Here is a 20661-nt window from a genome sequence, read left to right as displayed (position 1 = left end):
CTCGCCGCCGGAGGGTGCCGGTCAGGCCAGCTTGGCCTTGAGCAGGTCGGTGACCTGAGCGGGGTTCGCCTTGCCGCCGCTCGCCTTCATCACCTGGCCCACGAGGCCGTTCAGGGCCTTTTCCTTGCCGGCGCGGTACTCGTCGACGTTCTTCTGGTTCTTGGCAATGACCGCGTCCAGGATCTTGTCGAGCGCGCCGGTGTCGTTCATCGGCTTCAGGTCCTTGGCCTCGATGATGGCGTCGACATCGTTGCCGTCGCCCGTCCAGAGCGCATCGAACACCTGGCGGGCCGCGTTGTTGGGCAGCGTGCCGTCGGCAACGCGTTGCACCAGTTGGGCGAGCTGCTGCGCCGAAACCGGTGCGGCCTCGATGCCGATTTCCTGCGCGTTCAGGCGGCGCGCCATCTCGCCGGTGATCCAGTTGCTTGCGAGCTTGGGGGTTGCGCCGGCCTTCACCGCGTCGTCGAAGTAGCGGGCGAGCGCCGGGCTCTGCGTGAGCTGCGCCGCGTCGTATTCGGACATGCCGTGGTCGCGCACATAGCGCTCGGCCATGGCGCGCGGTAGCTCGGGCATGGTGGCACGCACCCGCTCGATCCAGTCGGCCGCGATGACCAGCGGCGGCAGGTCCGGATCGGGGAAGTAGCGGTAGTCGGCCGAGTCTTCCTTGGCACGCATGGCACGCGTCTCGCCGGTGTCGGGGTTGAACAGCACGGTGGCCTGTTCGATCTTGCGGCCGTCTTCGATCTCCTCGATCTGCCAGCGGATCTCGTAGTCGATGGCCTGCTGCATGAACTTGAAGCTGTTCAGGTTCTTGATCTCGCGCCGCGTGCCGAGCTTTTCGCCGGGCCTGCGCACCGACACGTTGGCGTCGCAGCGGAAGCTGCCTTCCTGCATGTTGCCGTCGCAAATGCCGATCCACGTGACGATCTTGTGCAGCTCGCGCGCATAGGCCACGGCCTCGGCGGTGGAGCGCATGTCGGGCTCGGTCACGATTTCGAGCAGCGGCGTGCCGGCGCGGTTCAGGTCGATGCCGCTCTGGCCGATGAAGTCTTCGTGCAGCGACTTGCCCGCGTCTTCCTCGAGGTGGGCGCGCACCAGGCGCACCGTCTTCTTTTCTTCGCCCAGGAAGAACGACACCGAACCGCCTTGCACCACCGGAATCTCGAACTGGCTGATCTGGTAGCCCTTGGGCAGGTCGGGGTAGAAGTAGTTCTTGCGCGCGAACACGCTGCGCGGCGCAATGTGCGAGCCGAGCGCCAGGCCCAGCTTGATGGCGCGTTCGACCGCGCCCTTGTTCATCACGGGCAGCGTGCCGGGCAGCGCCAGGTCCACTGCGCAGGCCTGCGTGTTGGGCTCGGCGCCAAAGGCGGTGGAGGCGCGGCTGAAGATCTTGCTGTTCGTCGACAGCTGCGCATGCGTCTCGAAGCCGATGATGACTTCATAGCCGCGCACCAGCGGACCGGTCGGGCGGCCTTGTTGTTGTGCTTCGAAGGTGTTCACTGTCTCGCTCATTTCAGAAGCCCTCCGGCGTGCGCGTGTGCCAGTCGGTGGCCTGCTGGAAGCGGTGGGCTGCGTTCAGCAGCTTCGCTTCGCCGAAGTAGTTGCCGATCAGCTGCAGGCCCACGGGCATCGGCTTGCCGATGCCCTGCTTCGAGCCTTGCATGCCGCTGTCATCGAAGCCCGCGGGCACGCTCATGCCGGGCAGGCCGGCCAGCGACGCAGGCAGCGTGAAGATGTCGGCCAGGTAGTCGGCCACCGGATCGTCGCCATGCTCGCCGATCTTCCAGGCGGTGGTCGGCGCGGCAGGGCCGGCGATCACATCACACTGCTTGAAGGCCTGCTGGAAGTCGTCGGCGATCATGCGGCGCACCTTTTGCGCCTGCAGGTAGTAGGCGTCGTAGTAGCCGTGCGAGAGCACGTAGGTGCCAATCATGATGCGGCGCTTCACCTCGTCGCCGAAGCCTTCGGCGCGCGTGCGCTCGTACATGTCGCCCAGGTCCTTGTACTGCTTGGCGCGGTGGCCGAACTTCACGCCGTCGAAGCGGCTCAGGTTGCTCGACGCCTCGGCCGCGGCCAGGATGTAGTACACCGGGATCGACAGTTCGGTGCGCGGCAGGCTCACTTCGACGCGCTTTGCGCCGAGCTTCTCGTACTGCGCCAGCGCCGCATCGACGGCGGCGCGAACGCCGGGCGCCACGCCTTCGCCGAAGAACTCCTTCGGCACGCCGATGCGCAGGCCCTCGAGCGAGTCGTTCAGCGAACGGCTGAAGTCTTCGGCGGGCCTGTCGAGCGAGGTGGAGTCGCGGTCCAGGTCGGGGCCGCAGAAGGCCGACAGCAGCAGCGCGCAGTCTTCGGCCGAGCGGGCCATGGGGCCGGCCTGGTCGAGGCTCGATGCGAACGCCACCATGCCGTAGCGCGAGGCGCGGCCGTACGTGGGCTTGATGCCGGTTATGCCGCAGAACGAGGCCGGCTGGCGGATCGAGCCGCCGGTGTCGGTGCCGGTGGCCGCGGGGGCCAGGCGTGCCGCCACGGCCGCCGCGCTGGCGCCGGACGAGCCGCCCGGAATGCGCTCGCGGTTCCAGGGGTTTTGCACCGGCACGGCCTTGTCGTGGCCCACGGCGGGCACGGCCACGTTCTCGTTGGCCGAGCCCATGGCGAATTCGTCGCAGCTCAGCTTGCCGAGCGTGACCGCGCCGGCTTCGGCCAGGCGGCGCACCACGGTCGCATCGAAGGGCGAGCGGTAGCCCGCGAGCATCTTCGAGCCGGCGGTGGTGGCGAAATCGGTGGTGACGAAGATGTCCTTGTGCGCAATCGGCACGCCGGCCAGTGCCGGGGCATTGCCGGCGGCAAGCTGCGCGTCGGCCGCGCGGGCCTGCGCCAGCGTGACTTCCTCGTTCACATCCACGAAGGTGCCGAGCGATTCGTGGGCCTTCATGCGGCCCAGGAAAACCTGGGAGGCCTCGACGGCGGACACCTTGCGGTCGGCCAGGGCCTTGGCCAGGGCGACCACGCCCATCCGATGCAGTTCGCCGCTCATTCGATCACCTTGGGCACGAGGAACAGGCCGGCTTCGACGGCCGGGGCGCTCTTCTGGTTGGCTTCGCGGTTGTTGGGCTCGCTCACCACGTCGTCGCGTAAACGCAGCGTGATGTCCTCGATGGCGGCCACCGGGTGGGCCAGCGGCTCGACGCCGGTGGTGTCGACCGAACGCATACGTTCGACTAAATCAAAAAAGCCGTTAATCTGGCTGAGCATGCGCTCGCTTTCGTCGGAAGCAAGCTGCAGCCGTGCCAGCGAGGCAATGCGTGCAATATCTGAAGCGGAAAGTGACATGGGTCGAACCGGTTGGAAAAACCGGAAGTAATCGCACGCCGGAGGGGGTGCTAACACGGGATTCAGAGGGGGATTCAGGTATTATCCCGCCTTTGCCGCAACCCCCGCGAACGCGCCGGCTTTTGCGCCAAAAACGATCAATTCACCCCGTCAAACGACCAAAAACAGAGCGACGACCTGCCGACGCGCAGGCGTGCTCCAGAGGATTCCGCACATGTTTGGAGCTTTCCGTCGGTACTTTTCCACCGACCTCGCGATCGACCTCGGCACCGCCAACACACTGATCTTTGCCCGCAACAAGGGCATCGTGCTGGACGAACCGTCCGTCGTCGCCATCCGCCACGAAGGCGGCCCCCACGGCAAGAAGGTGATCCAGGCCGTCGGCCGGGAAGCCAAGGCCATGCTGGGCAAGGTGCCCGGCAACATCGAGGCGATCCGCCCGATGAAGGACGGCGTGATTGCCGACTTCGTGATCACCGAGCAGATGATCAAGCAGTTCATCAAGATGGTGCACCCGCGCACGCTGCTCACGCCGAGCCCGCGCATCATCATCTGCGTGCCCTGCGGCTCCACCCAGGTCGAGCGCCGCGCCATCAAGGACGCGGCCGAAGCGGCGGGCGCCACTTCCGTCTATCTCATCGAAGAACCCATGGCCGCGGCCATCGGCGCGGGCCTGCCGGTCAGCGAGGCTTCGGGCTCGATGGTGGTCGACATCGGCGGCGGCACCACCGAAGTGGGCGTCATCAGCCTGGGCGGCATGGTCTACAAGGGCTCCGTGCGCGTGGGCGGCGACCGCTTCGACGAAGCCATCATCAACTACATCCGCCGCAACTACGGCATGCTGATCGGCGAGCCGACGGCCGAGGTCATCAAGAAGAACATCGGTTCCGCCTTCCCCGGCTCCGAAGTGAAGGAAATGGAAGTCAAGGGCCGCAACCTTTCCGAAGGCGTGCCGCGCAGTTTCACCATTAGCAGCAACGAAGTGCTGGAAGCCCTGACCGACCCCCTGAACAACATCGTCTCGGCCGTGAAGAACGCGCTGGAGCAAACGCCGCCCGAGCTGGGCGCCGACATCGCAGAGCGCGGCATGATGCTGACCGGCGGCGGCGCACTGCTGCGCGACCTGGACCGCCTGCTGGCCGAGGAAACCGGCCTGCCGGTGCTGGTGGCCGAAGACCCGCTGACCTGCGTGGTGCGTGGCTGCGGCATTGCTCTCGAGCGCATGGACCGCTTGGGAAGCATCTTCACGAGCGAGTGAATGCGCCACTGCCATCATCGGCCGGCCCTGCTTGTGCAGGCCGGCCTTTTTGCCATCTGACGTTGCACACCCAGGCCTGAACCATGCCCTTGGGCACGCTCGATCGCACAGCCCCGCCCCTGTTCAACCAGGGGCAGTCGGCCCTGAGCAAGTTGATTTTCTTCGGTGCGCTCTCGCTCTTCCTGATGGTGGCCGACGCGCGCTTTCATCTGGTTCAGCCGATCCGCGCGGCCGTCGGCGCGGTGCTCTATCCGGTGCAGTGGCTGGCGCTCAAGCCGGTGCAGTTCGTGGTGGGCGGCAGCCGCTACTTCGAAGACCTGCAAACCGCCCAGCGCAACGAAGAAGAAGCCCGCAAGGCGCTCATGCAGCAGGCCGAGCGTGCGAGCCAGGCCGACACGCTCGCGCAGGACAATGCTCGCCTTCGCGCCTTGCTCGAACTGCGCCAGACCACCCAGGCGCCGGGCCGCGCCGCCGAGGTGCTCTACGACGCCGCCGACCCGTACACGCGCAAGATCGTCATCGACCAGGGGCTCACGCACGGCGTGGCGGCCGGTTCGCCGGTGATCGACGCGGACGGCGTGCTCGGCCAGGTGACGCAGGTGCTGCCCTTCACGAGCGAGGTCACGCTGGTGATCGACCGCGATCTTTCCATTCCCGTGCAGAACACCCGAACCGGCGTGCGCAGCGTGGCCTTCGGTGACGCGTCGGCGCACGGCGCGGGGCTGGAGCTGCGCTTCATGGCCGCCAATGCCGACCTTCAGGAGGGCGACCTGCTCTCCACCAGCGGCGTCGACGGCGTCTATCCGCCCGGCCTGCCGGTCGCGAAGATCGAGCGCATCGAGCGCCGTGCCGATTCGGCCTTTGCGCGCATCTACTGCGTTCCGCTGGCGCGCGTGACGGCCGCGCGCTACGTGCTGGTGCTGGCGCCCACGGGCGCGCCCGCGGCACCACCCGCGCCGCCCGCTCCCGCGCGCGGCAAGAAGCCCGAGCCCAAGCCGGCCGCCAAGGCGGACAAGGCCGACAAGAAAGCCGCGGAGCGCGCCCGATGATCAAACGCCCCGGCCAACAGCAGCTGCTGCTGCCCGTCAGCCCGCTCTTCATGTGGTCGAGCCTGGTGGTGGCGCTGCTCATCAACATGATTCCGATCGGCCGCGCCGCGTGGATGCCCGACCTGCTCGCGCTGGCCATCGTGTTCTGGGGCGTGCACCAGCCGATGCGCGTGGGCATTGGCGCAGCCTTCGTCTTCGGGCTGTGCATGGACGTGCACCAGGCGTCCATGCTGGGCCAGCATGCGCTGTCGTACACCACGCTGGGCTTCTTTGCGATCACCATCCACCGGCGCCTGCTCTGGTACCCCGTGGCTTCGCAGGCGCTGCAGGTGCTGCCGCTCTTTGCGCTCTCGCAGTTCATCGAGGTGGTGACGCGGATGATCGGCGGCGGCATATTTCCGGGCTGGTGGGTGCTGGCCTCCCCGGTGGTCGAGGCCGCGCTGTGGCCGCTGGCAACGGCGCTGCTGCTGGCGCCCCAGCGCCGCACGCCGGAACCCGACGAGAACCGTCCGCTCTAAGCCCTCACGCAATCTGCATCGCCCTGCGTATTTGCCAACGCACTTGCACGCGCCTAAGCTCACCCCGCCATGACCGAAATCCGCAACGTTGCCGCCGACCTCGCGCGCTTCAAGCGCCGCGTGATCGTGATCGGCATGGTGGTGCTGTTTGCCTTCGGGCTGCTGGGCGCGCGGCTGTTCTACCTGCAGGTGGTGCGGCACGACGACCTGGCCGAGCAGGCCGAAAGCAACCGCACGGCCATCGTGCCGGTGGTGCCCAACCGCGGGCTCATCCTCGACCGCAACGGCATCGTGCTGGCCTCGAACTACTCGGCCTATACGCTGGAGATCACGCCTTCCAAGGTGGGCGATGTCGAAGAGACCATCGACGCCCTGACCCAGGTGCTCGAGGTTTCGCCGCGGGACCGCCGCCGCTTCAAGCGCCTGCGGGAGGATTCGCGCAGCTTCGACTCCATTCCGATCCGCACCCGCCTGAGCGACGAGGAAGTGGCCCGCTTCGCGGCGCAGCGCTACCGCTTTCCGGGCGTGGAAATCAAGGCGCGGCTGTTCCGCAACTATCCGCATGGCGAGGTCGCCTCGCACGTGCTCGGCTACATCGGCCGCATCAACCAGCGCGAGAAGACCGCGATGGAAGACTGGGCCGAGGAAGACCAGGCCAACTACAAGGGCACCGACTACATCGGCAAGCTCGGCATCGAGCAGAGCTACGAAAAAACGCTGCACGGCCAGACCGGCGTCGAGCAGATGGAAACCTCGGCCGGCGGCCGCGCGGTGCGCCGGCTTGCCAGCCATCCGGCCACCCCGGGCAACACCGTGATGCTGTCGCTCGACATCAAGCTGCAGAAGCTGGTCGAAGACATGTTCGGCGACCGCCGCGGCGCGCTGGTGGCCATCGACCCCAAGACCGGCGAGGTGCTGGCCTTCGTGAGCAAGCCGACCTTCGACCCCAACCTTTTCGTCGAAGGCATCGACACCGAAAGCTGGAAAGAGCTCAGCGAATCGCTCGACAAGCCGCTGCTCAACCGGGCCCTGCGCGGCACCTACCCGCCCGGCTCGACCTACAAGCCCTTCATGGCACTGGCCGCACTGCAAACGGGCAAGCGCGGCGCCAGCGTGGTGGTGAACGACCCGGGGTACTTCAACTTCGGCGGCCACCGCTTCGGCAGCCCCGAAGGCAACTTGGGCGGCGTCGACATGCGGCGTTCCATTCAGGTGTCGAGCAACATTTATTACTACTCGCTGGCCAACGAGATGGGCGTGGACCTGATCCACGACTTCATGAAGCCGCTGGGCTTCGGGCAGCTCACAGGCATCGACCTGGGCGGCGAGGTGCGCGGCGTGCTGCCCAGCACCGAGTGGAAGCGCAACGCCTACAAGCGGCCCGAGCAGAAGAAGTGGTACGCGGGCGAAACCATCTCGCTGGGCATCGGCCAGGGCTACAACACCTTCACCATGCTGCAGCTCGCGCAGGCCACGGCCATCGTGGCCGATGGCGGCCTGAAGCGCAAACCGCATCTGGTGCTGGCCACGCGAAACACGGTCAGCGGCGAGGTGGCCCCGCTGCCGCAGCCGCCGGCCGAGAACCTGGGCTACACCGCCGCCAACGTCGCGGTGATTCGCGAAGGCCTGACCAGCGTGGTGACCAGCGGCACCGCGCGCAGCGTGTTTGCCGGCGCGGGCTACCAGGCGGCCGGCAAGACGGGCACGGCGCAGGCGGTGACGCAGGCGCAGAACACCAAGTACAACGCCCGCGCGCTCGAAGAGCACCAGCGCGATCACGCACTGTTCATGGCGTTTGCGCCCGTCAACAACCCGAAGATCGCCCTGGCGGTGATCGTCGAGAACGCCGGCTGGGGCGCCGGCGCCGCGGCGCCCATTGCGCGCCGCGTGTTCGACTATGTGTTGATGGACCAGTACCCGAGCGAGGCCGACCTGGCCGCCGTCAGGATCGGCAAGGCCGGTGCGCCGATCGGCAAGCCGCGTGTGGCGAGTGAAGTGGCTTGGCCGGTGGCCGGCACCGCTGCGGCCGCGCCCTGATGGTTTTTCTCCCTCTCCCTCTGGGAGAGGGGACAACACGCAGACCTCAGGCGATCACGGTTCCGGCAACTTCACCCAAGCCGATGCGCACCGCGCCCTCCCGCTCGCAGTAGCCGCGGATGACCAGCGTGTCGCCGTCTTCAAGGAACGTGCGCTTCTCTCCATTGGGCAGCGTGATCGGCTGCTTGCCGCCCTGCGTGAGTTCTATCAGCGAGCCGGCTTCGTCGGGCCTGGGGCCCGAGAGCGTGCCGGAGCCCAGCAGGTCGCCCGGCTGCAGGTTGCAGCCGTTCACCGTGTGGTGCGCGACGAGCTGCGCGGCCGTCCAGTAGGCGGCTTCGGTGGTGTTGCCGCGCGTGAGCCGCGTGGGCGCTTCGCCCGCGGCGCGCATCTTCGCGGTCTGCAGCAGCACTTCGAGCGTGATGTCCAGCGCGCCGCTTTCTCGGTTCGAGGGCGCATCGAGGTAAGCCAGCGGTTGCGGGTCTCCCGCGGGCCGCTCGAACCTGGCGCGGAACGGCGCCAGCGCCTCCATCGTCACGATCCATGGCGACAGCGTGCTCGCGAAGTTCTTCGAGAGAAACGGGCCGAGCGGCTGGTATTCCCAGGCCTGCAGGTCGCGCGCCGACCAGTCGTTGAGCAGCGCCACGCCGAACAGATGCTCTTCGGCCTTGCCGATGGCAACCGGCTCGCCGAGCGCATTGCCGCGGCCAATGAAGAAGCCCAGCTCCAGCTCGTAGTCGAGCCGCTTCGAAGGGCCGAAACTCGGCTCGGCCGCATCCGGTGCCTTGGTCTGCCCTTGCGGACGCTTGAAGACCTGGCCGCTCACGCCGATCGACGACGCACGGCCGTGATAGCCGATGGGCACCCACTTGTAGTTGGGCATCAGCGGCTGGTCGGGGCGGAACAGCTTGCCGATGGTGGTGGCGTGGTGAATGCCGGTGTAGAAGTCGGTGTAGTCGCCGATGCGGCAGGGCACGGTGAGCTCGGCCCTGGCCTGCGGCAGCAGCGCCTTCGACCATGCGGCCTCTTTGCCGCTGCCTTCCGCAAGGCCCGCCGAGATGGCCGCGCGAAGTGCCTGGCGGTCTTTCACGCTGGCGTTCATCAGCGCGTTCATGTCGTCGGTATCGACCAGGCCTGCCGCCTTCAGGTCGAGCACCTGGTCGCCGATGGCCACCCCGATGCGAAAAGCCTCGCTGCTGCCCGCCGCGCGAAAGCGGCCGAAGGGCAGGTTCTGGATCGGGAAGTCGCAGCCGGCTTCATTGGCCGAGGCAACCCAGCTGCGCAGCTTCGGGTCATGGGTGGCGTTAAGTGCGGTCATGGAATGTCTTTCTTTGGATGTGGCGTCTGCTCGTCGGCCGTCAGGGCTTGAAGTGGTCCTTGAGCCCGGCCCAGCAATCGGCGTAGTCGGTGTCGAGCGCGGGGCTCTGCAGCGCGAAGTTCGTCGGAATGAAGCGGTAGCGGCTCTCGAACATGAAGGCCAGCGTGTTGTCGAGCTTGTGCGGCTTCAGGTCGGTGTGCGTGGCCTTGTCGAAGGCTTCCTCGTCGGGCCCGTGCGGCACCATGCAGTTGTGCAGGCTTGCGCCGCCGGGCTTGAAGCCGCCCGGCTTGGCGTCGTATTCGCCGAGCACCAGGCCCATGAACTCGCTCATGAGGTTGCGGTGGAACCATGGCGGACGGAAGGTGTTTTCCATCACCATCCAGCGCGGCGGGAAGATCACGAAGTCGCAGTTCGCGGTGCCCGGCGTGTCGCTGGGCGAGGTCAGCACGGTGAAGATCGACGGATCGGGATGGTCGAAGCTGATGGAGCCGATCACCATGAAGTTGGCCGTGTCGTACTTCACCGGCGCCAGGTTGCCGTGCCATGCGACCACGTTGAACGGCGACTGCTTGGTGGGCGCCTTCCAGAAGCGGCCGCCGAATTTCTTTACCAGCTCGTAGGCGCCGCCGTCTTCCTCGAAGGCCGCCACGGGCGCCTGGAAATCACGCGCATTGGCCAGGCCGTTCGAGCCGATAGGGCCCAGTTCGGGCAGGCGGAAATGCGCACCGTAGTTCTCGCAGACATAGCCGCGCGAGATTCCATCGGGCAATGCCACCTTGAACACCATGCCGCGCGGCAGCACCGCAATCTCGCCAGGCTTCACGTCGAGCACGCCCAGCTCGGTCGTGATCACGAGGCGGCCCTGCTGCGGCACGATGAGCATCTCGCCGTCTGCATTGACGAAGGCGCGCTTCTCCATCGAGCGGCCCGCAAGGTACATGAGCGAGCCGATGCCGACTTGCGATTCCGCATCGCCGTTGGCCGCAATGGTGTGCATGCCGTCGATGAAGTCCACGTCGGCCGCGCCGTCGAGCGGCATTGGATGCCAGCGCAGCGGCTCGGGCGGCAATGCGATCTCGCGGTCGGCGCCGGTGCTCCAGTGCGGCTGGGCATACGGCTGGTAGCGGCCGGACACCACCGAAGGCTGGCGGCGGTACAGCCAGGTGCGGCGGTTTTCATGGCGCGGTGCGGTGAAGGCGGTGCCTGAAAGCAGCTCGGTGTAAAGGTCGAAGGGCGCGCGCTGCGGGTTGTTGCGGCCCTGGGGCAGCGCACCGGCCACGGCTTCGGAGGCGTACTCGTTGCCAAAGCCGCTCTGGTAGCGCCGCTCGGCATCGGGTTGGGTGTCAGTGGATGGATTCGTCATGGTTCTCTCTTCCGGAAATCGCGATGAAGTTGACGCGCGTGTTCAGCTGCTGCTGCGCGCGGCCTCGAAAGCCTCGCGCAACACGGCCAGCGAGCCGACGTGGTTGGCCAGCACCAGCACGAGCCGTGCGTTGAAGGCATGGCTCTCTTCGGTGGAAAGCCCCTGGTGGGCCTCGATCAGCGCCTCGTAGAAATCGTCGGGCGCTTCGAGGTTCGGCGTGGTGATCAGATGTGGTTGCATGGTGCTGCTCATCCCTTTGCCAATGCACGGTCGATCGCCGCGCGGATGTTCGCCGCCGTGGGTTGCCGCCAGCGCGCGCACACATGCTGGTCGGGCCGCAGCAGGTAGACGGTGCCGGGTAGCGCGTCGTAGCGTTGCGTCGCGAGTTCGCCTTCGCTTGTAGCGGCTTTCACGCGCACCACGTGCAGCGGAAAGTCGAATGCCATCAGCGCCTGCAGGCTGCGCTCGGCCGCTTCGCCCTGGCCGAAAACCAGCGCCGTGAACTGCGCCACATGGCATTCGCGCAGCAGCCAGCCGCTGCTGCCGTCGGCGCGCACCACGGGGGCGTCGGCCGCTGCGGCGCCTGGGACCATCGCGCCTTCAAAGGAGTCAGTGTCGGGAGTGTTGAGCGGCGAGTCACGCAGCACCGCCGGCACCGAGAGCCGACCGCTGTTGACCAGCGTGCGCGCAAAGGCGTGGCGCTTGGTGAGCTCCAGCACCGCGTCGCGGAACAGGCGGCTCACTTCGCTCTTGGGCGTGATGAAGTCGGTCGCGCGCGTGGAGTTGCGGATGTTCTCGTCGGCCGCGAATTCGCGTTCGCTCGCGTAGCTGTCGAGCAGCGCATCGGGTGCCTCGCTCCGGAGCACTGCCGCGAGCTTCCAGGCGAGGTTGTCCGCGTCCTGCACGCCCGAGTTGGCGCCGCGCGCGCCGAAGGGCGACACGCCGTGCGCCGAGTCGCCCACGAACAGCACGCGGCCATGGCGAAAGCGCTCCATGCGCTGGCACGCGAAGGTGTAGACGCTCGCCCAGCCGATGGTGAACTGCACGCCCTCGAATCCGATGCTGTCGAGCAGTGCGCGCACGCGCGGCGTGATGTTCTCGGGCTTGCGCTCCTCCACCGGATCGGCGTCCCAGCCGAGCTGGAAGTCGACACGCCACATGCCGTCGGCCTGCTTGTGCAGCAGCACGCTCTGGCCGGGATGGAACGGCGGGTCGAACCAGAAGCGCCGCTCCGTCGGCAGTTGCGCATCCATCGTGATGTCCGCAATCAGGAAGCGGTCGCGAAAGGTGCGGCCCTTGGCTTCGAGGCCCAGCATCTGGCGCAGGTTGGAGCGCGAGCCGTCACAGGCGGCAACGTAGCCGGCTTGCAGCTTGTAGTCGCCTTCGGGCGTTTCCACGGTGAGAACGGCGCCGCCGTCGTTCTGCTCGATGCCTGTGACCTTGTTGTTCCAGCGCAGGTCGATCAGCGGCAGAGCCGCAGCTCGCTCGACGAGGTAGCCCTCGACGTAGTACTGCTGCAGGTTGATGAAGGCCGGGCGCTCGTGGCCGGGTTCGGGCAGCAGGTCGAAGCTGTAGACCTGCTCGTCGTGGAAGAACACCCGGCCCACGTGCCACGACACGCCCTTGCCGACCATGCGGTCGCCGCAGCCGAGGCGGTCGAACACCTCGAGCGTGCGCTTGGCAAAGCAGATCGCGCGCGAGCCGCTGGAAAGGGTGTTGTCGTTGTCGAGCAGCACCACGGGAATCTCGCGCAGCGCCAGGTCGATGGCCAGCGTGAGGCCGACCGGGCCGGCGCCGACGACGACCACCGGGTGGCGGGCGGGCGTGGCCGCGTCCTGGTCGGTGTGGCGCTTGTAGTCGAAGCGCAGGCTTTGATAGTCGATCACGTTTGTCTCCGTGTCTTTTGTCTTGCTCCTTCCCCCGCTGGGGGAAAGCTGGGATGGGGGCTCGGCAGCGCTCGAAACTGGCGCTCTGCCTGCCCCCACCCCACCCCTCCCCCGGCGGGGGAGGGAGCAATACGGGTCAGCCTTCGAGCGCCTTCCACATCTCGATGTCCCGCTCCGCCGTCCACACGCGCGGATCGGCATGGCCCGAGGCTTCGTCGTACGCGCGGCTCACGTCGAACGGCATGCAGTGGTCGAAGATCACCCACTGGCTGTACTTGGGCTTGAGCTTGGCGTAGGTGTCCTTGTAGACCGTGTTCAGGTCGCGTCCCGCCTTCACGCCCTCTTGCACGCTCGCATACACGTCGGAGATGAAGTTGCGCGTGCCGGTCAGGCCTTCGGCCACTTCGGCGGGCGTGGTGAGCGCGGCACCGCGGCCCGGCACCAGCGCCGCGGGCTTGAGCGCGGCAATGTTGTCGAGCGTTTGCGGCCAGTCCTGGAAGTAGGCGTCGCCCGCGTACGGCGTGGCGCCAAACTCGACCAGGTCACCCGACAGCAGCGTGCGCTCCTCGGGCAGCCACACGACCGTGTCGCCCTTGGTGTGGCCGCGGCCCAGCTGGATCAGCTGCACTTCGAGCTTGCCGAGCCACAGCGTCATCTTGCCGGTGAAGGTCATGGTGGGCCAAGTCAGGCCCGGGGGCACCGTTTCCACGTTCTGGAACAGGCGCGGAAAGCGGCCGATTTCGCTGGCCTTGTCGGCCTCGCCGCGCTCCACGATCAGGTCGCGCGTGTCCTGGCTGGCCAGGATGTGCTCGGCACCGTAGCCAGCTGCGCCCAGCACGCGCACCGCGTGATAGTGCGTCAGCACCACGTACTTGATGGGCTTGTCCGTCACCTCGCGGATGCGGCGCACCACGTCGGCCGCCATGGCGGGCGTGGCCTGGGTGTCGGCCACCAGCACGCAGTCGTCGCCAATGACGATGCCGGTGTTGGGGTCGCCCTCGGCCGTATAGGCCCAGGCGTGTTCCGAGATCTGGCTGAAGGTGATCTTCTTTTCTTCCATATCGGCCTGGCTGGCGAACTTCTTGGCTTGGCTCATCGTGTGTCTCCGTCGGATGGATCGAAATTTGATTCGTCTAAAGCAAACGAATTTGCGGTTAACGAATTTCTGAAGTGTAAGCCCGAGATCAGTTAATGTCTAATCCCTTCTTCATGAACGAACAATCAGACGCCAAGGCGGCCATGGCAGCCAATGAGACCGACCGCGCCGCCCAGCGCGGCATCCAGAGCATCGAAGTGGGCGGCCAGCTGCTGCGCGCGCTGGTGCACCACGGCCGGCCGATGGCCCTGAAAGACCTGGCGCGGGAAGCCGACATGACGGCCGCCAAGGCCCACCCGTACATGGTGAGCTTCGGGCGGTTGGGCCTGATCGAGCAGGACCGCGCCAGCGGCCACTATCTGCTCGGCCCGCTGGCCTTGCAACTGGGGCTCATCAGCCTTCAGCAGGCCGACCCGGTGCACATTGCGACGCCGCTCATCGCCGGGCTGGCGCAGCGCATCGGCCACACGGTGGCGCTGGCGGTGTGGGGCGCACGCGGCGCAACCATCGTGCGCACCGCCGAATCGCCCTCGCCGGTGCATGTGAACATGCGCCACGGCACGGTGTTCTCGCTCACCAACACGGCTTCCGGCCGCGTGTTCGCCGCCTACCTGGAGGCCGAAACAGTCAAGCAACTGCTCGACGCCGAACGCCAGCGGCAAAAGCAGCGCAAGGCGGGCGAGCAGCCGCCGCCGGCGGGCATGCCGCCGCAGCCGCCCCTGCCGTCGTGGAGCGAGTTCGAGCGCCAGCTGCAGGAGGTGCGCGTGCACGGCATCAGCCGCTCGGAAGGCGAGGTGATCGAAGGCGTGAGCGCCATGGCGGCACCGGTGTTCGACCACACCGGCACCATCGTGCTGTCGGTCACGGCCATCGGCCCGGCCGCCATCTTCGACACCGCCTGGGACGGCGAAATCGCACGCGCGCTCAAGGCGTGCGCGGGCACGGTCTCCGAGCGGCTGGGCGCAACGTCGGCCGGAAGAAACGCTTCCGCACACCTGGATCCATGAGCCTGGACATCACCGCTTCGTCTTCCACTCCCCCGATCGAATCCGCCATTGCCCTGCTGAGCGCCGCCCGGTGCATCGTCGTGTTTTCGGGCGCCGGGCTTTCAAAGGCCTCCGGCATTCCGACCTACCGCGACAGCGACGGACTCTGGATGAACCAGAACGCGCTGCAGTACTCGCATGCCGAAGACCTGCAGCGCGACCCGGCGGGATTCACGCGCTTCTGGTCGCGGCGGCTGTCCGCGGTGGAGGACGCGCAGCCGAACCCCGGGCATACGGCGCTTGCGCTGCTGCAGCGGCTGCGGCCTGCCACGCGCCTCATCACGCAGAACGTCGACGGGCTGCTGACGCTGGCCGGCGGGCTGGACGTGCTCGAACTGCACGGCTCGCTGCGGCGCTGGCGCTGCGACCACTGCGGCAACCGCCAGGGCCCGTGGCCCTTTCACCGCTGCATGCGCTGCGCCTCGCGCGCCCGGCCGGACGTGGTCATGTTCGGCGAAATGCTGAACCAGGGCGTGCTGCTCGATGCGCAGGCGGCCGCGCAGGAGTCGGACGTGTTCATGGTGGTCGGCAGCACGGCCGTCGTGTATCCGGCCGCCGAGCTGCCGCAGATGGCGGCGTCGCACGGCAGCCGGCTGATCACGCTCAACATGGAGCCGTTGCCGCATCTGGACGATGCGGCGGCAGTGGTCTTGCGCGGGGAATCCGAGGTTTTGCTGCCGCAGTTGCTGGCGGGGCTCGGCGGCTCGCCGGCCTAGGGTCGATCAGCTCTTCTTGCCGCCGAGCAGCACCAGCGCGCCGCCCACAACAATCGCGGCGACGCTCGCCCAGGCCGGGAAGTTGACCTGCTGCTTCTCCTTCACCGAAAACTCCAGTGGGCCGAGCTTGGCCTGGTGCGTTTCCTTGGTAAAGCTGAAGCCGCCGAGCCCGAGGCCCGCGATACCCGCCACGATGAGCAGGATGCCGGCGATGCGTGTTGCGTTCATGGTGAGTTCTCCTCGGGTTATTGGTAGGGTGGCGTCGAGCCGAAGCAGAGCTTACTGCCGCGGCTGCTGGTCGACCCACTGCACGATGTCGGCCACCGCGGCATCGGTGGCCGCGGCCAGCGCCTTCACGCCGCCGGGCGCGTCGGCGCTCGGTGCCGGCCGGCGCACGGTGAAGGTGCGCTGGCCGAGCACGCGGTCGCCGCCCGTGGTGCCGCGGATCAGCGTGGCGCGCAGGCGGACCAGGCCCACGCTGCTGCCGGCCGATTCGAAATAGTGGCTGAACTCGTCGAGCGAAATGCGCAGCGTATCGGGCACGCGGCCCTCGGTGCGCGCGATGGTGGCACTTTCTTCAGGGCCGAGTACCGTGCGCCGTTCGGACAGCGCATCGCGCAGCCGCTGGCGCAGCAGCTGTGCCGGCGGCAGGCTCCAGCGCGACTGGCCGTAGGGGCGCAGCTCGTTGGCATCGGCATAGCCGAGCCGGTAAAGAATTTGCGTGCCGTCGAGCCGCGCGTTGCTCTCGATTTCGGCGAGCGCCAGCGTGGGCAGCGCGGCGGCGGGTGGATTGCCGGCCGTGGCCGATGCGGCAATGCCGGGGCCGAAGTCGTACAGCGTGGCGCGCGCTGGCTTGTCGGGCAGGGCGCCGCAGCCGGCAAGCAGCAGCGCAAGGCCAAGTGTCAGGCCGGGACCGAGGCCGGAACCCAAGCTGAAACCAAGGGATGGACGGGAGTGCATGGCGTTCTTGTTCATGGTCATCACTTCAGGGGCGTCCCAGCGAGTTGGTGGCGGGCGGCGCGGAGAAGCCCGGTTCGCCCGGGCCCGCGGCGGTGCCGCCGTTGCCGAACAACAGTGACTGCGGGTTGTCGTTGATGCCGTCGGCCGCGCGGCCGAGCCGGCGCACCGCGCGCGAAGTGTCGTCGGCCACCCGGTTCACGCGCGGCAGCGTGGCCGAGTTGAAGGAATCGACCGCCTGCGCCAGCGCCTTGGTGCCGTCGCCCAGGCGTTCGATCGGGCCTTCGGGCGCGTTGAGGCGGCTCACCGTGGTGTTGAAGTTGTTGGCCACGCGCGAGACATCGCCGGCCGCCGTCTTTACCGACGACAGCGTGCCGGGCAGCGCCGCGAGCGTCGGGTTCAGGCCCGTCTTCACCGTGTTGTCCAGCTGCTTCAGCAACGTGTTGGCGCTGGACGATGCCGCCGCAATGTTCTCCAGCGCATCGGCCACCCGCTTCTGGTTGCCGTCGCCGAGCAGTTGGTTGGCGCGCTTCGTCGCTTCGTCGATCTGGTTGATGATGGCTTCGCCGCGGTCCTGCAGCTGCGCAAGCATCGAGGGCTTGAGCGGAATGCGCGGCGGGTCGTCGTTGTTGGGCGCAAGCGCGACGCTCGACTCACCCTTGTCGTCCAGCGCGATGAAGGCCAGGCCGGTCACGCCCTGGTAGCTCAGCGTGGCAAAGCTCGACGTGGTGAGCGGCACGCGCTGGTCGACCGTGATGCGCACGCGCACGTTGCCCTTGGTCTTGGGGTCGAAGTCGATCGAGGTCACCTTGCCGACCGCGATGCCGCGGTAGCGCACCATGGCCTGCGGCTGCAGGCCGCTGACCGGGTCGCGCGTGGAGAGCTCGTAGATGTTGCGCACGGTGTTGTCGCGCGTGAACCAGACCACCAGCCCCACGAGCACGGCAATGAGGCCGAGCACGAAGGCGCCGGCGGCGAGGGCATGGGCTTTGTTTTCCATGTGTGGCTACCTTTCAGTGGGCCGCGCCGGCAGTTGGCGGCGCGGCGTTGGAGGGTTTGTCATGCAGGGCCTCCAAGGCGCGTTGGCCGCGCCCTCCCAGAAAATATTCATGAATGAACGGATGCGGATACGCGATGACTTCGCGCGCCGAGCCGCTGACGATGACCTTGTGGTCGGCAAGCACCGCAATGCGGGTACTCAGGTCGAACAGGGTGTCCAGGTCGTGCGTGACCATGACCACCGTCAGGCCCAGTTCGCGGTGCAGGCCGCGCAGCAGGTCGCAAAAGCTGTCTGACGCCTCGGGGTCGAGTCCGGCCGTGGGCTCGTCGAGCAGCAGCAGCGGCGGGTCCATGATGAGCGCGCGCGCCAGCGCCACGCGCTTGATCATGCCGCCCGACAAGTCGGCCGGGCTCATGTTGGCGTGCCGCGGCTGCAAGCCCACCATTTGCAGCTTGACCAGGGCCGCATTGCGAATCAACTCGTCGGGCAGCAGCTTGAGCTCTCGCAGCGGAAAGGCAATGTTCTCGAGCACGCTGAAGGCCGAGAACAGTGCGCCGTGCTGGAACAGCATGCCCACGTTGGCCGCGCCCTGGGCGCTGAGCTCGCCGGGCGCCTGGCCCAGCACCTCGACGGTGCCCTTCGACGGCTTTTCGAGCCCGAGGATCTGCCGCAGCAGCACCGTCTTGCCGGTGCCCGATCCGCCAACCAGCGACAGCACTTCGCCTCGCGCGATGTGCAGGTCGAGGTCGCGATGAACCACGTGCTCACCCTCGGCATTCTTGAATACCGTCCAGAGCTTGCTGATGTCGACGACGTTGCTTGAATCGCTCATGCCCTGAACCCGATTCCCTTGAACAGCACCGCGAACAGCGCGTCAACCAAAATCACCGCGGTGATCGAGGTCACCACCGACGAGGTCGTGCCGCGCCCCAGGCTCTCGGTGTTGGGTTTCACCTTCATGCCGAAGTAGCAGCCGATCAGCGCAATCAGGATGCCGAACACCGCCGACTTCGCCAGCGCGAGCCAGAGGTTGGCAATGGGCACCGCACGCGGCAGCGCCGAAAGAAAGTAGGCGGGCGAAATATCGAGCGCCGCATCGGCCGCGAGCATGCCGCCCGCAAGCGCCGCCATCGATGTCCACAGGCTGATCAGCGGCATCGCAATGGCCAGCGCCAGCACGCGCGGCATCACCAGCCTGAAGCCGTGGGGAATGCCCATCACGCGCATGGCGTCGAGTTCTTCGGTCACGCGCATCACGCCGATCTGCGCCGTGATGGCCGACCCGGAACGCCCCGCGATCAGCACGGCGGCAAGCACCGGCCCGAGTTCGCGGATCAGCGACAGCCCGAGGATGTTGACCACGAAAGCCTCCGCCCCGTACTGGCGCAGCTGCTGCGAGATCAGGTAGGCCAGCACCACACCGATCAAGAGGCCCACCAGCGCCGTGATGTGCAGCGCCGTAGCGCCGAACTGGTAGAGATGGCCCGAGAAATCGCGCCAGGGCGCGCGGTGCGGCGCGCGCAGGAGCGTGCCCACGTCGAGTGCGAGCTGGCCGACCAGCCCTACGAAATCGCGCATCACCTCCAGCGCGCGCGCGCCGGTGTGCGAGAAATGGCGCACCCGCTCGGCCAGCGTGGGCGGCGGCTCCTCGGGCGTTCCGACCGTGTACTGGGCCACCTGGTCGAGCACCGCCTTGTGCTGCGGCGACATCTCGAGCGTGGCCGGCCAGTCGTGGCGCCAGTGTTCCCACAGCAGCTGCGCGCCGATGTGGTCGAGCTGCTCGATGGGGCGCAGGTCCCAGGCGCGGTCGACCGCGGGCGGTGCGCCCGCGAGGTCCTTTTCAAGGGACTGCCACGCGGTGCGCGACGACATGGCCAGCGTGGTCCAGCGGCCGTGCGCCACGGTCCAGCTGCGGCCGTCCTGCTCGCGCTGCTCGACGCGCGGCAACACGCTGTCGGCGGCGGATGCGTCGTCGGCAGGCGAAGTTGCTATGGGCATGGTGCGGCGGGGCAGGGCGAAGTAAGAAAAAAGAAGCGGTCGGAAAGGGCGCATCGTAACCGGATGAATCGGCTTTTCCCGTACGCCGCGCCGGTGCTTTGCGTAGGGCGGAACGCCGTCCGAATAGCCACGCGTGCCCTTTTTCCGGTCAGTTCCAGGCCCGCGCCAACGCGTTCCACGCGCTCGCGATCACGGGCTCGTTGCGCCGGGCCGCCAGCGAGACGAAGCGCAGCGCGCAGTCGAGCTGCACGCGGTCGGCCATCACCAGGCCGTGCGACTGGCTCTCGCGGATGGCAATGGAGTCGCGCAAGAGGCTCAGCCCCACGCCCGACTTCAGCAGGTCGAGCATCGAGGCTTCCTGGTCCACCAGCGCCGCGCGTCGCGGCGAAAGCCCGAGCGGGCCGAACACTTTATTGAGCAGCCTGTGGTGCGCGGATTCCGGCGGCGTGGCGAGCCACGGCAACGCGGCCAGCGCCTTCCAGTCGCGGCCCAGCACCTGCGGACCCCAGCCCGCGGGTGCGACCACGCGGTAGGTAAAGCGCGTGAGCGTGCGCGCCGCCAGCGGAGCCGGCGCGGCGGCCTCGCCATCGTCATCCGTGTCGAGGTGAAAACCCACATCGAGCTCGCCGCGCAGCACCTGGGCCAGCACCGTGCCGCTCATGCCGTGACGCAACTCGGTCTCGATCTGCGGCGCGGATTCGACGAGCTCGCGCAGGAACACGCCAAGCCGGGTGAACTCCGGGTCGAGGATGGTGCCGATGCGCAGCGCCCCGCGCACCGTGCCCTGCAGGTTGCGCGCGGCCTGCTGCAGGTCGCCCACTGCCGCGAGCACGCGCTCGGCTTGCGGCAGCAATGCGGCCCCGTCGGCAGTGAGCGCGAGCCCGTGCGGCGTGCGCGTGAAGAGCTGGAGTCCGGTCTCTTCGGCCAGGCGCTTCAGTTGCAGGCTTACCGCGGGCTGTGTCAGGTGCAGCCGCTCGGCCGCGCGCGACACGCTGCCCTCGCGCGCCGCAAGCACAAAGGCACGCAAGATCTGGAGGTCCAAGGCGGCGGCAGTCATATAAGAGCGATTTATAAGCCAACAATGCCGAA

At 67.5% G+C, this 20661-nt stretch carries 20 protein-coding genes; 6 read left to right on the top strand and 14 right to left on the bottom strand.

What is annotated here, in order from left to right; genetic code table 11:
• Nucleotides 1–21: 21 nt before the first annotated feature.
• From gatB to gatC, 3 genes are read right to left on the bottom strand one after another with little or no spacing between them, the layout of a single operon-like run.
• The gene (gatB, locus tag V9L20_RS10895; protein WP_337296595.1) at nucleotides 22–1512 is read right to left on the bottom strand and encodes an Asp-tRNA(Asn)/Glu-tRNA(Gln) amidotransferase subunit GatB; all 1491 of its coding nucleotides are present in this window, start codon (nucleotides 1510–1512) and stop codon (nucleotides 22–24) included.
• Between the two features lies 1 nt (nucleotide 1513).
• Nucleotides 1514–3037 (bottom strand): Asp-tRNA(Asn)/Glu-tRNA(Gln) amidotransferase subunit GatA, encoded by a 1524-nt coding sequence (gene gatA, locus V9L20_RS10890; RefSeq protein WP_337296594.1) that lies wholly within the window; start codon nucleotides 3035–3037, stop codon nucleotides 1514–1516.
• Nucleotides 3034–3333 carry an Asp-tRNA(Asn)/Glu-tRNA(Gln) amidotransferase subunit GatC gene (gene gatC / locus V9L20_RS10885; protein WP_337296593.1) on the bottom strand — a complete coding sequence of 100 codons (300 nt, stop codon included), beginning with the start codon at nucleotides 3331–3333 and terminating at the stop codon, nucleotides 3034–3036. Before gatC ends, gatA begins: the two co-directional genes overlap by 4 nt.
• Before the next feature lie 214 nt (nucleotides 3334–3547).
• Here gatC and V9L20_RS10880 point away from each other — a divergent pair, with 214 nt between their 5' ends.
• The 4 genes from V9L20_RS10880 to mrdA all read left to right on the top strand — a co-directional run bounded on the left by V9L20_RS10880 (nucleotide 3548) and on the right by mrdA (nucleotide 8195).
• Nucleotides 3548–4591, top strand: coding sequence for a rod shape-determining protein (locus V9L20_RS10880; protein ID WP_007833435.1), 1044 nt, complete (start codon nucleotides 3548–3550; stop codon nucleotides 4589–4591).
• Nucleotides 4592–4674: 83 nt separating this feature from the next.
• Nucleotides 4675–5640 carry a rod shape-determining protein MreC gene (gene mreC / locus V9L20_RS10875; protein WP_337296592.1) on the top strand — a complete coding sequence of 322 codons (966 nt, stop codon included), beginning with the start codon at nucleotides 4675–4677 and terminating at the stop codon, nucleotides 5638–5640.
• Complete coding sequence (gene mreD, locus V9L20_RS10870) at nucleotides 5637–6158, top strand: rod shape-determining protein MreD (RefSeq protein ID WP_126747836.1); 522 nt, start codon at nucleotides 5637–5639, stop codon at nucleotides 6156–6158. Before mreC ends, mreD begins: the two co-directional genes overlap by 4 nt.
• Nucleotides 6159–6227: 69 nt before the next feature.
• A complete protein-coding gene (gene mrdA, locus V9L20_RS10865; protein WP_337296591.1) occupies nucleotides 6228–8195 on the top strand; it encodes a penicillin-binding protein 2 in 1968 nt (655 codons plus the stop codon).
• A 46-nt stretch (nucleotides 8196–8241) separates the two neighbouring features.
• Here the strand turns inward: mrdA and fahA are convergent, their stop codons facing one another.
• The 5 genes from fahA to V9L20_RS10840 form a co-directional block, all read right to left on the bottom strand.
• Complete coding sequence (gene fahA / locus V9L20_RS10860) at nucleotides 8242–9510, bottom strand: fumarylacetoacetase (protein ID WP_337296590.1); 1269 nt, start codon at nucleotides 9508–9510, stop codon at nucleotides 8242–8244.
• Between the two features lie 40 nt (nucleotides 9511–9550).
• Complete coding sequence (gene hmgA / locus V9L20_RS10855) at nucleotides 9551–10873, bottom strand: homogentisate 1,2-dioxygenase (protein ID WP_337296589.1); 1323 nt, start codon at nucleotides 10871–10873, stop codon at nucleotides 9551–9553.
• Nucleotides 10874–10915: 42 nt separating this feature from the next.
• Nucleotides 10916–11113, bottom strand: a complete 198-nt coding sequence (locus V9L20_RS10850; RefSeq protein ID WP_258503494.1) for a DUF2783 domain-containing protein — start codon at nucleotides 11111–11113, stop codon at nucleotides 10916–10918.
• An 8-nt stretch (nucleotides 11114–11121) separates the two neighbouring features.
• Nucleotides 11122–12759: an FAD-dependent oxidoreductase gene (locus tag V9L20_RS10845; RefSeq protein ID WP_337296588.1), complete on the bottom strand. Its 1638-nt coding sequence runs from the start codon at nucleotides 12757–12759 to the stop codon at nucleotides 11122–11124.
• Between the two features lie 136 nt (nucleotides 12760–12895).
• The gene (locus V9L20_RS10840) at nucleotides 12896–13855 is read right to left on the bottom strand and encodes an MBL fold metallo-hydrolase (protein ID WP_176660650.1); all 960 of its coding nucleotides are present in this window, start codon (nucleotides 13853–13855) and stop codon (nucleotides 12896–12898) included.
• A gap of 143 nt (nucleotides 13856–13998) precedes the next feature.
• Here V9L20_RS10840 and V9L20_RS10835 point away from each other — a divergent pair, with 143 nt between their 5' ends.
• Nucleotides 13999–14862 carry an IclR family transcriptional regulator gene (locus V9L20_RS10835; protein WP_337296678.1) on the top strand — a complete coding sequence of 288 codons (864 nt, stop codon included), beginning with the start codon at nucleotides 13999–14001 and terminating at the stop codon, nucleotides 14860–14862.
• Nucleotides 14859–15617, top strand: a complete 759-nt coding sequence (locus tag V9L20_RS10830; RefSeq protein ID WP_337296587.1) for an SIR2 family NAD-dependent protein deacylase — start codon at nucleotides 14859–14861, stop codon at nucleotides 15615–15617. The genes V9L20_RS10835 and V9L20_RS10830 overlap by 4 nt, the downstream gene beginning before the upstream one ends.
• Nucleotides 15618–15623: 6 nt before the next feature.
• Here the strand turns inward: V9L20_RS10830 and V9L20_RS10825 are convergent, their stop codons facing one another.
• From V9L20_RS10825 to V9L20_RS10800, 6 genes are all read right to left on the bottom strand, one after another.
• A complete protein-coding gene (locus V9L20_RS10825; protein ID WP_126747828.1) occupies nucleotides 15624–15845 on the bottom strand; it encodes a hypothetical protein in 222 nt (73 codons plus the stop codon).
• A 51-nt stretch (nucleotides 15846–15896) separates the two neighbouring features.
• Nucleotides 15897–16592, bottom strand: a complete 696-nt coding sequence (locus tag V9L20_RS10820) for an ABC-type transport auxiliary lipoprotein family protein (protein ID WP_443098564.1) — start codon at nucleotides 16590–16592, stop codon at nucleotides 15897–15899.
• A gap of 10 nt (nucleotides 16593–16602) precedes the next feature.
• Nucleotides 16603–17574, bottom strand: a complete 972-nt coding sequence (locus V9L20_RS10815) for an MlaD family protein (protein ID WP_337296586.1) — start codon at nucleotides 17572–17574, stop codon at nucleotides 16603–16605.
• A 13-nt stretch (nucleotides 17575–17587) separates the two neighbouring features.
• Complete coding sequence (locus V9L20_RS10810; RefSeq protein ID WP_337296585.1) at nucleotides 17588–18406, bottom strand: ABC transporter ATP-binding protein; 819 nt, start codon at nucleotides 18404–18406, stop codon at nucleotides 17588–17590.
• A complete protein-coding gene (locus V9L20_RS10805; RefSeq protein WP_337296584.1) occupies nucleotides 18403–19572 on the bottom strand; it encodes an MlaE family ABC transporter permease in 1170 nt (389 codons plus the stop codon). Before V9L20_RS10805 ends, V9L20_RS10810 begins: the two co-directional genes overlap by 4 nt.
• 148 nt (nucleotides 19573–19720) lie before the next feature.
• Nucleotides 19721–20629, bottom strand: coding sequence for a LysR family transcriptional regulator (locus V9L20_RS10800; RefSeq protein WP_337296583.1), 909 nt, complete (start codon nucleotides 20627–20629; stop codon nucleotides 19721–19723).
• Nucleotides 20630–20661 lie beyond the last annotated feature (32 nt).

The organism is Variovorax sp. CCNWLW225, assembly GCF_037204045.1.
Lineage (GTDB): Bacteria > Pseudomonadota > Gammaproteobacteria > Burkholderiales > Burkholderiaceae_C > Variovorax.
The sequence above is the reverse complement of the archived record's forward strand: the minus strand, read 5'-3'. Positions and strand labels throughout refer to the sequence as shown.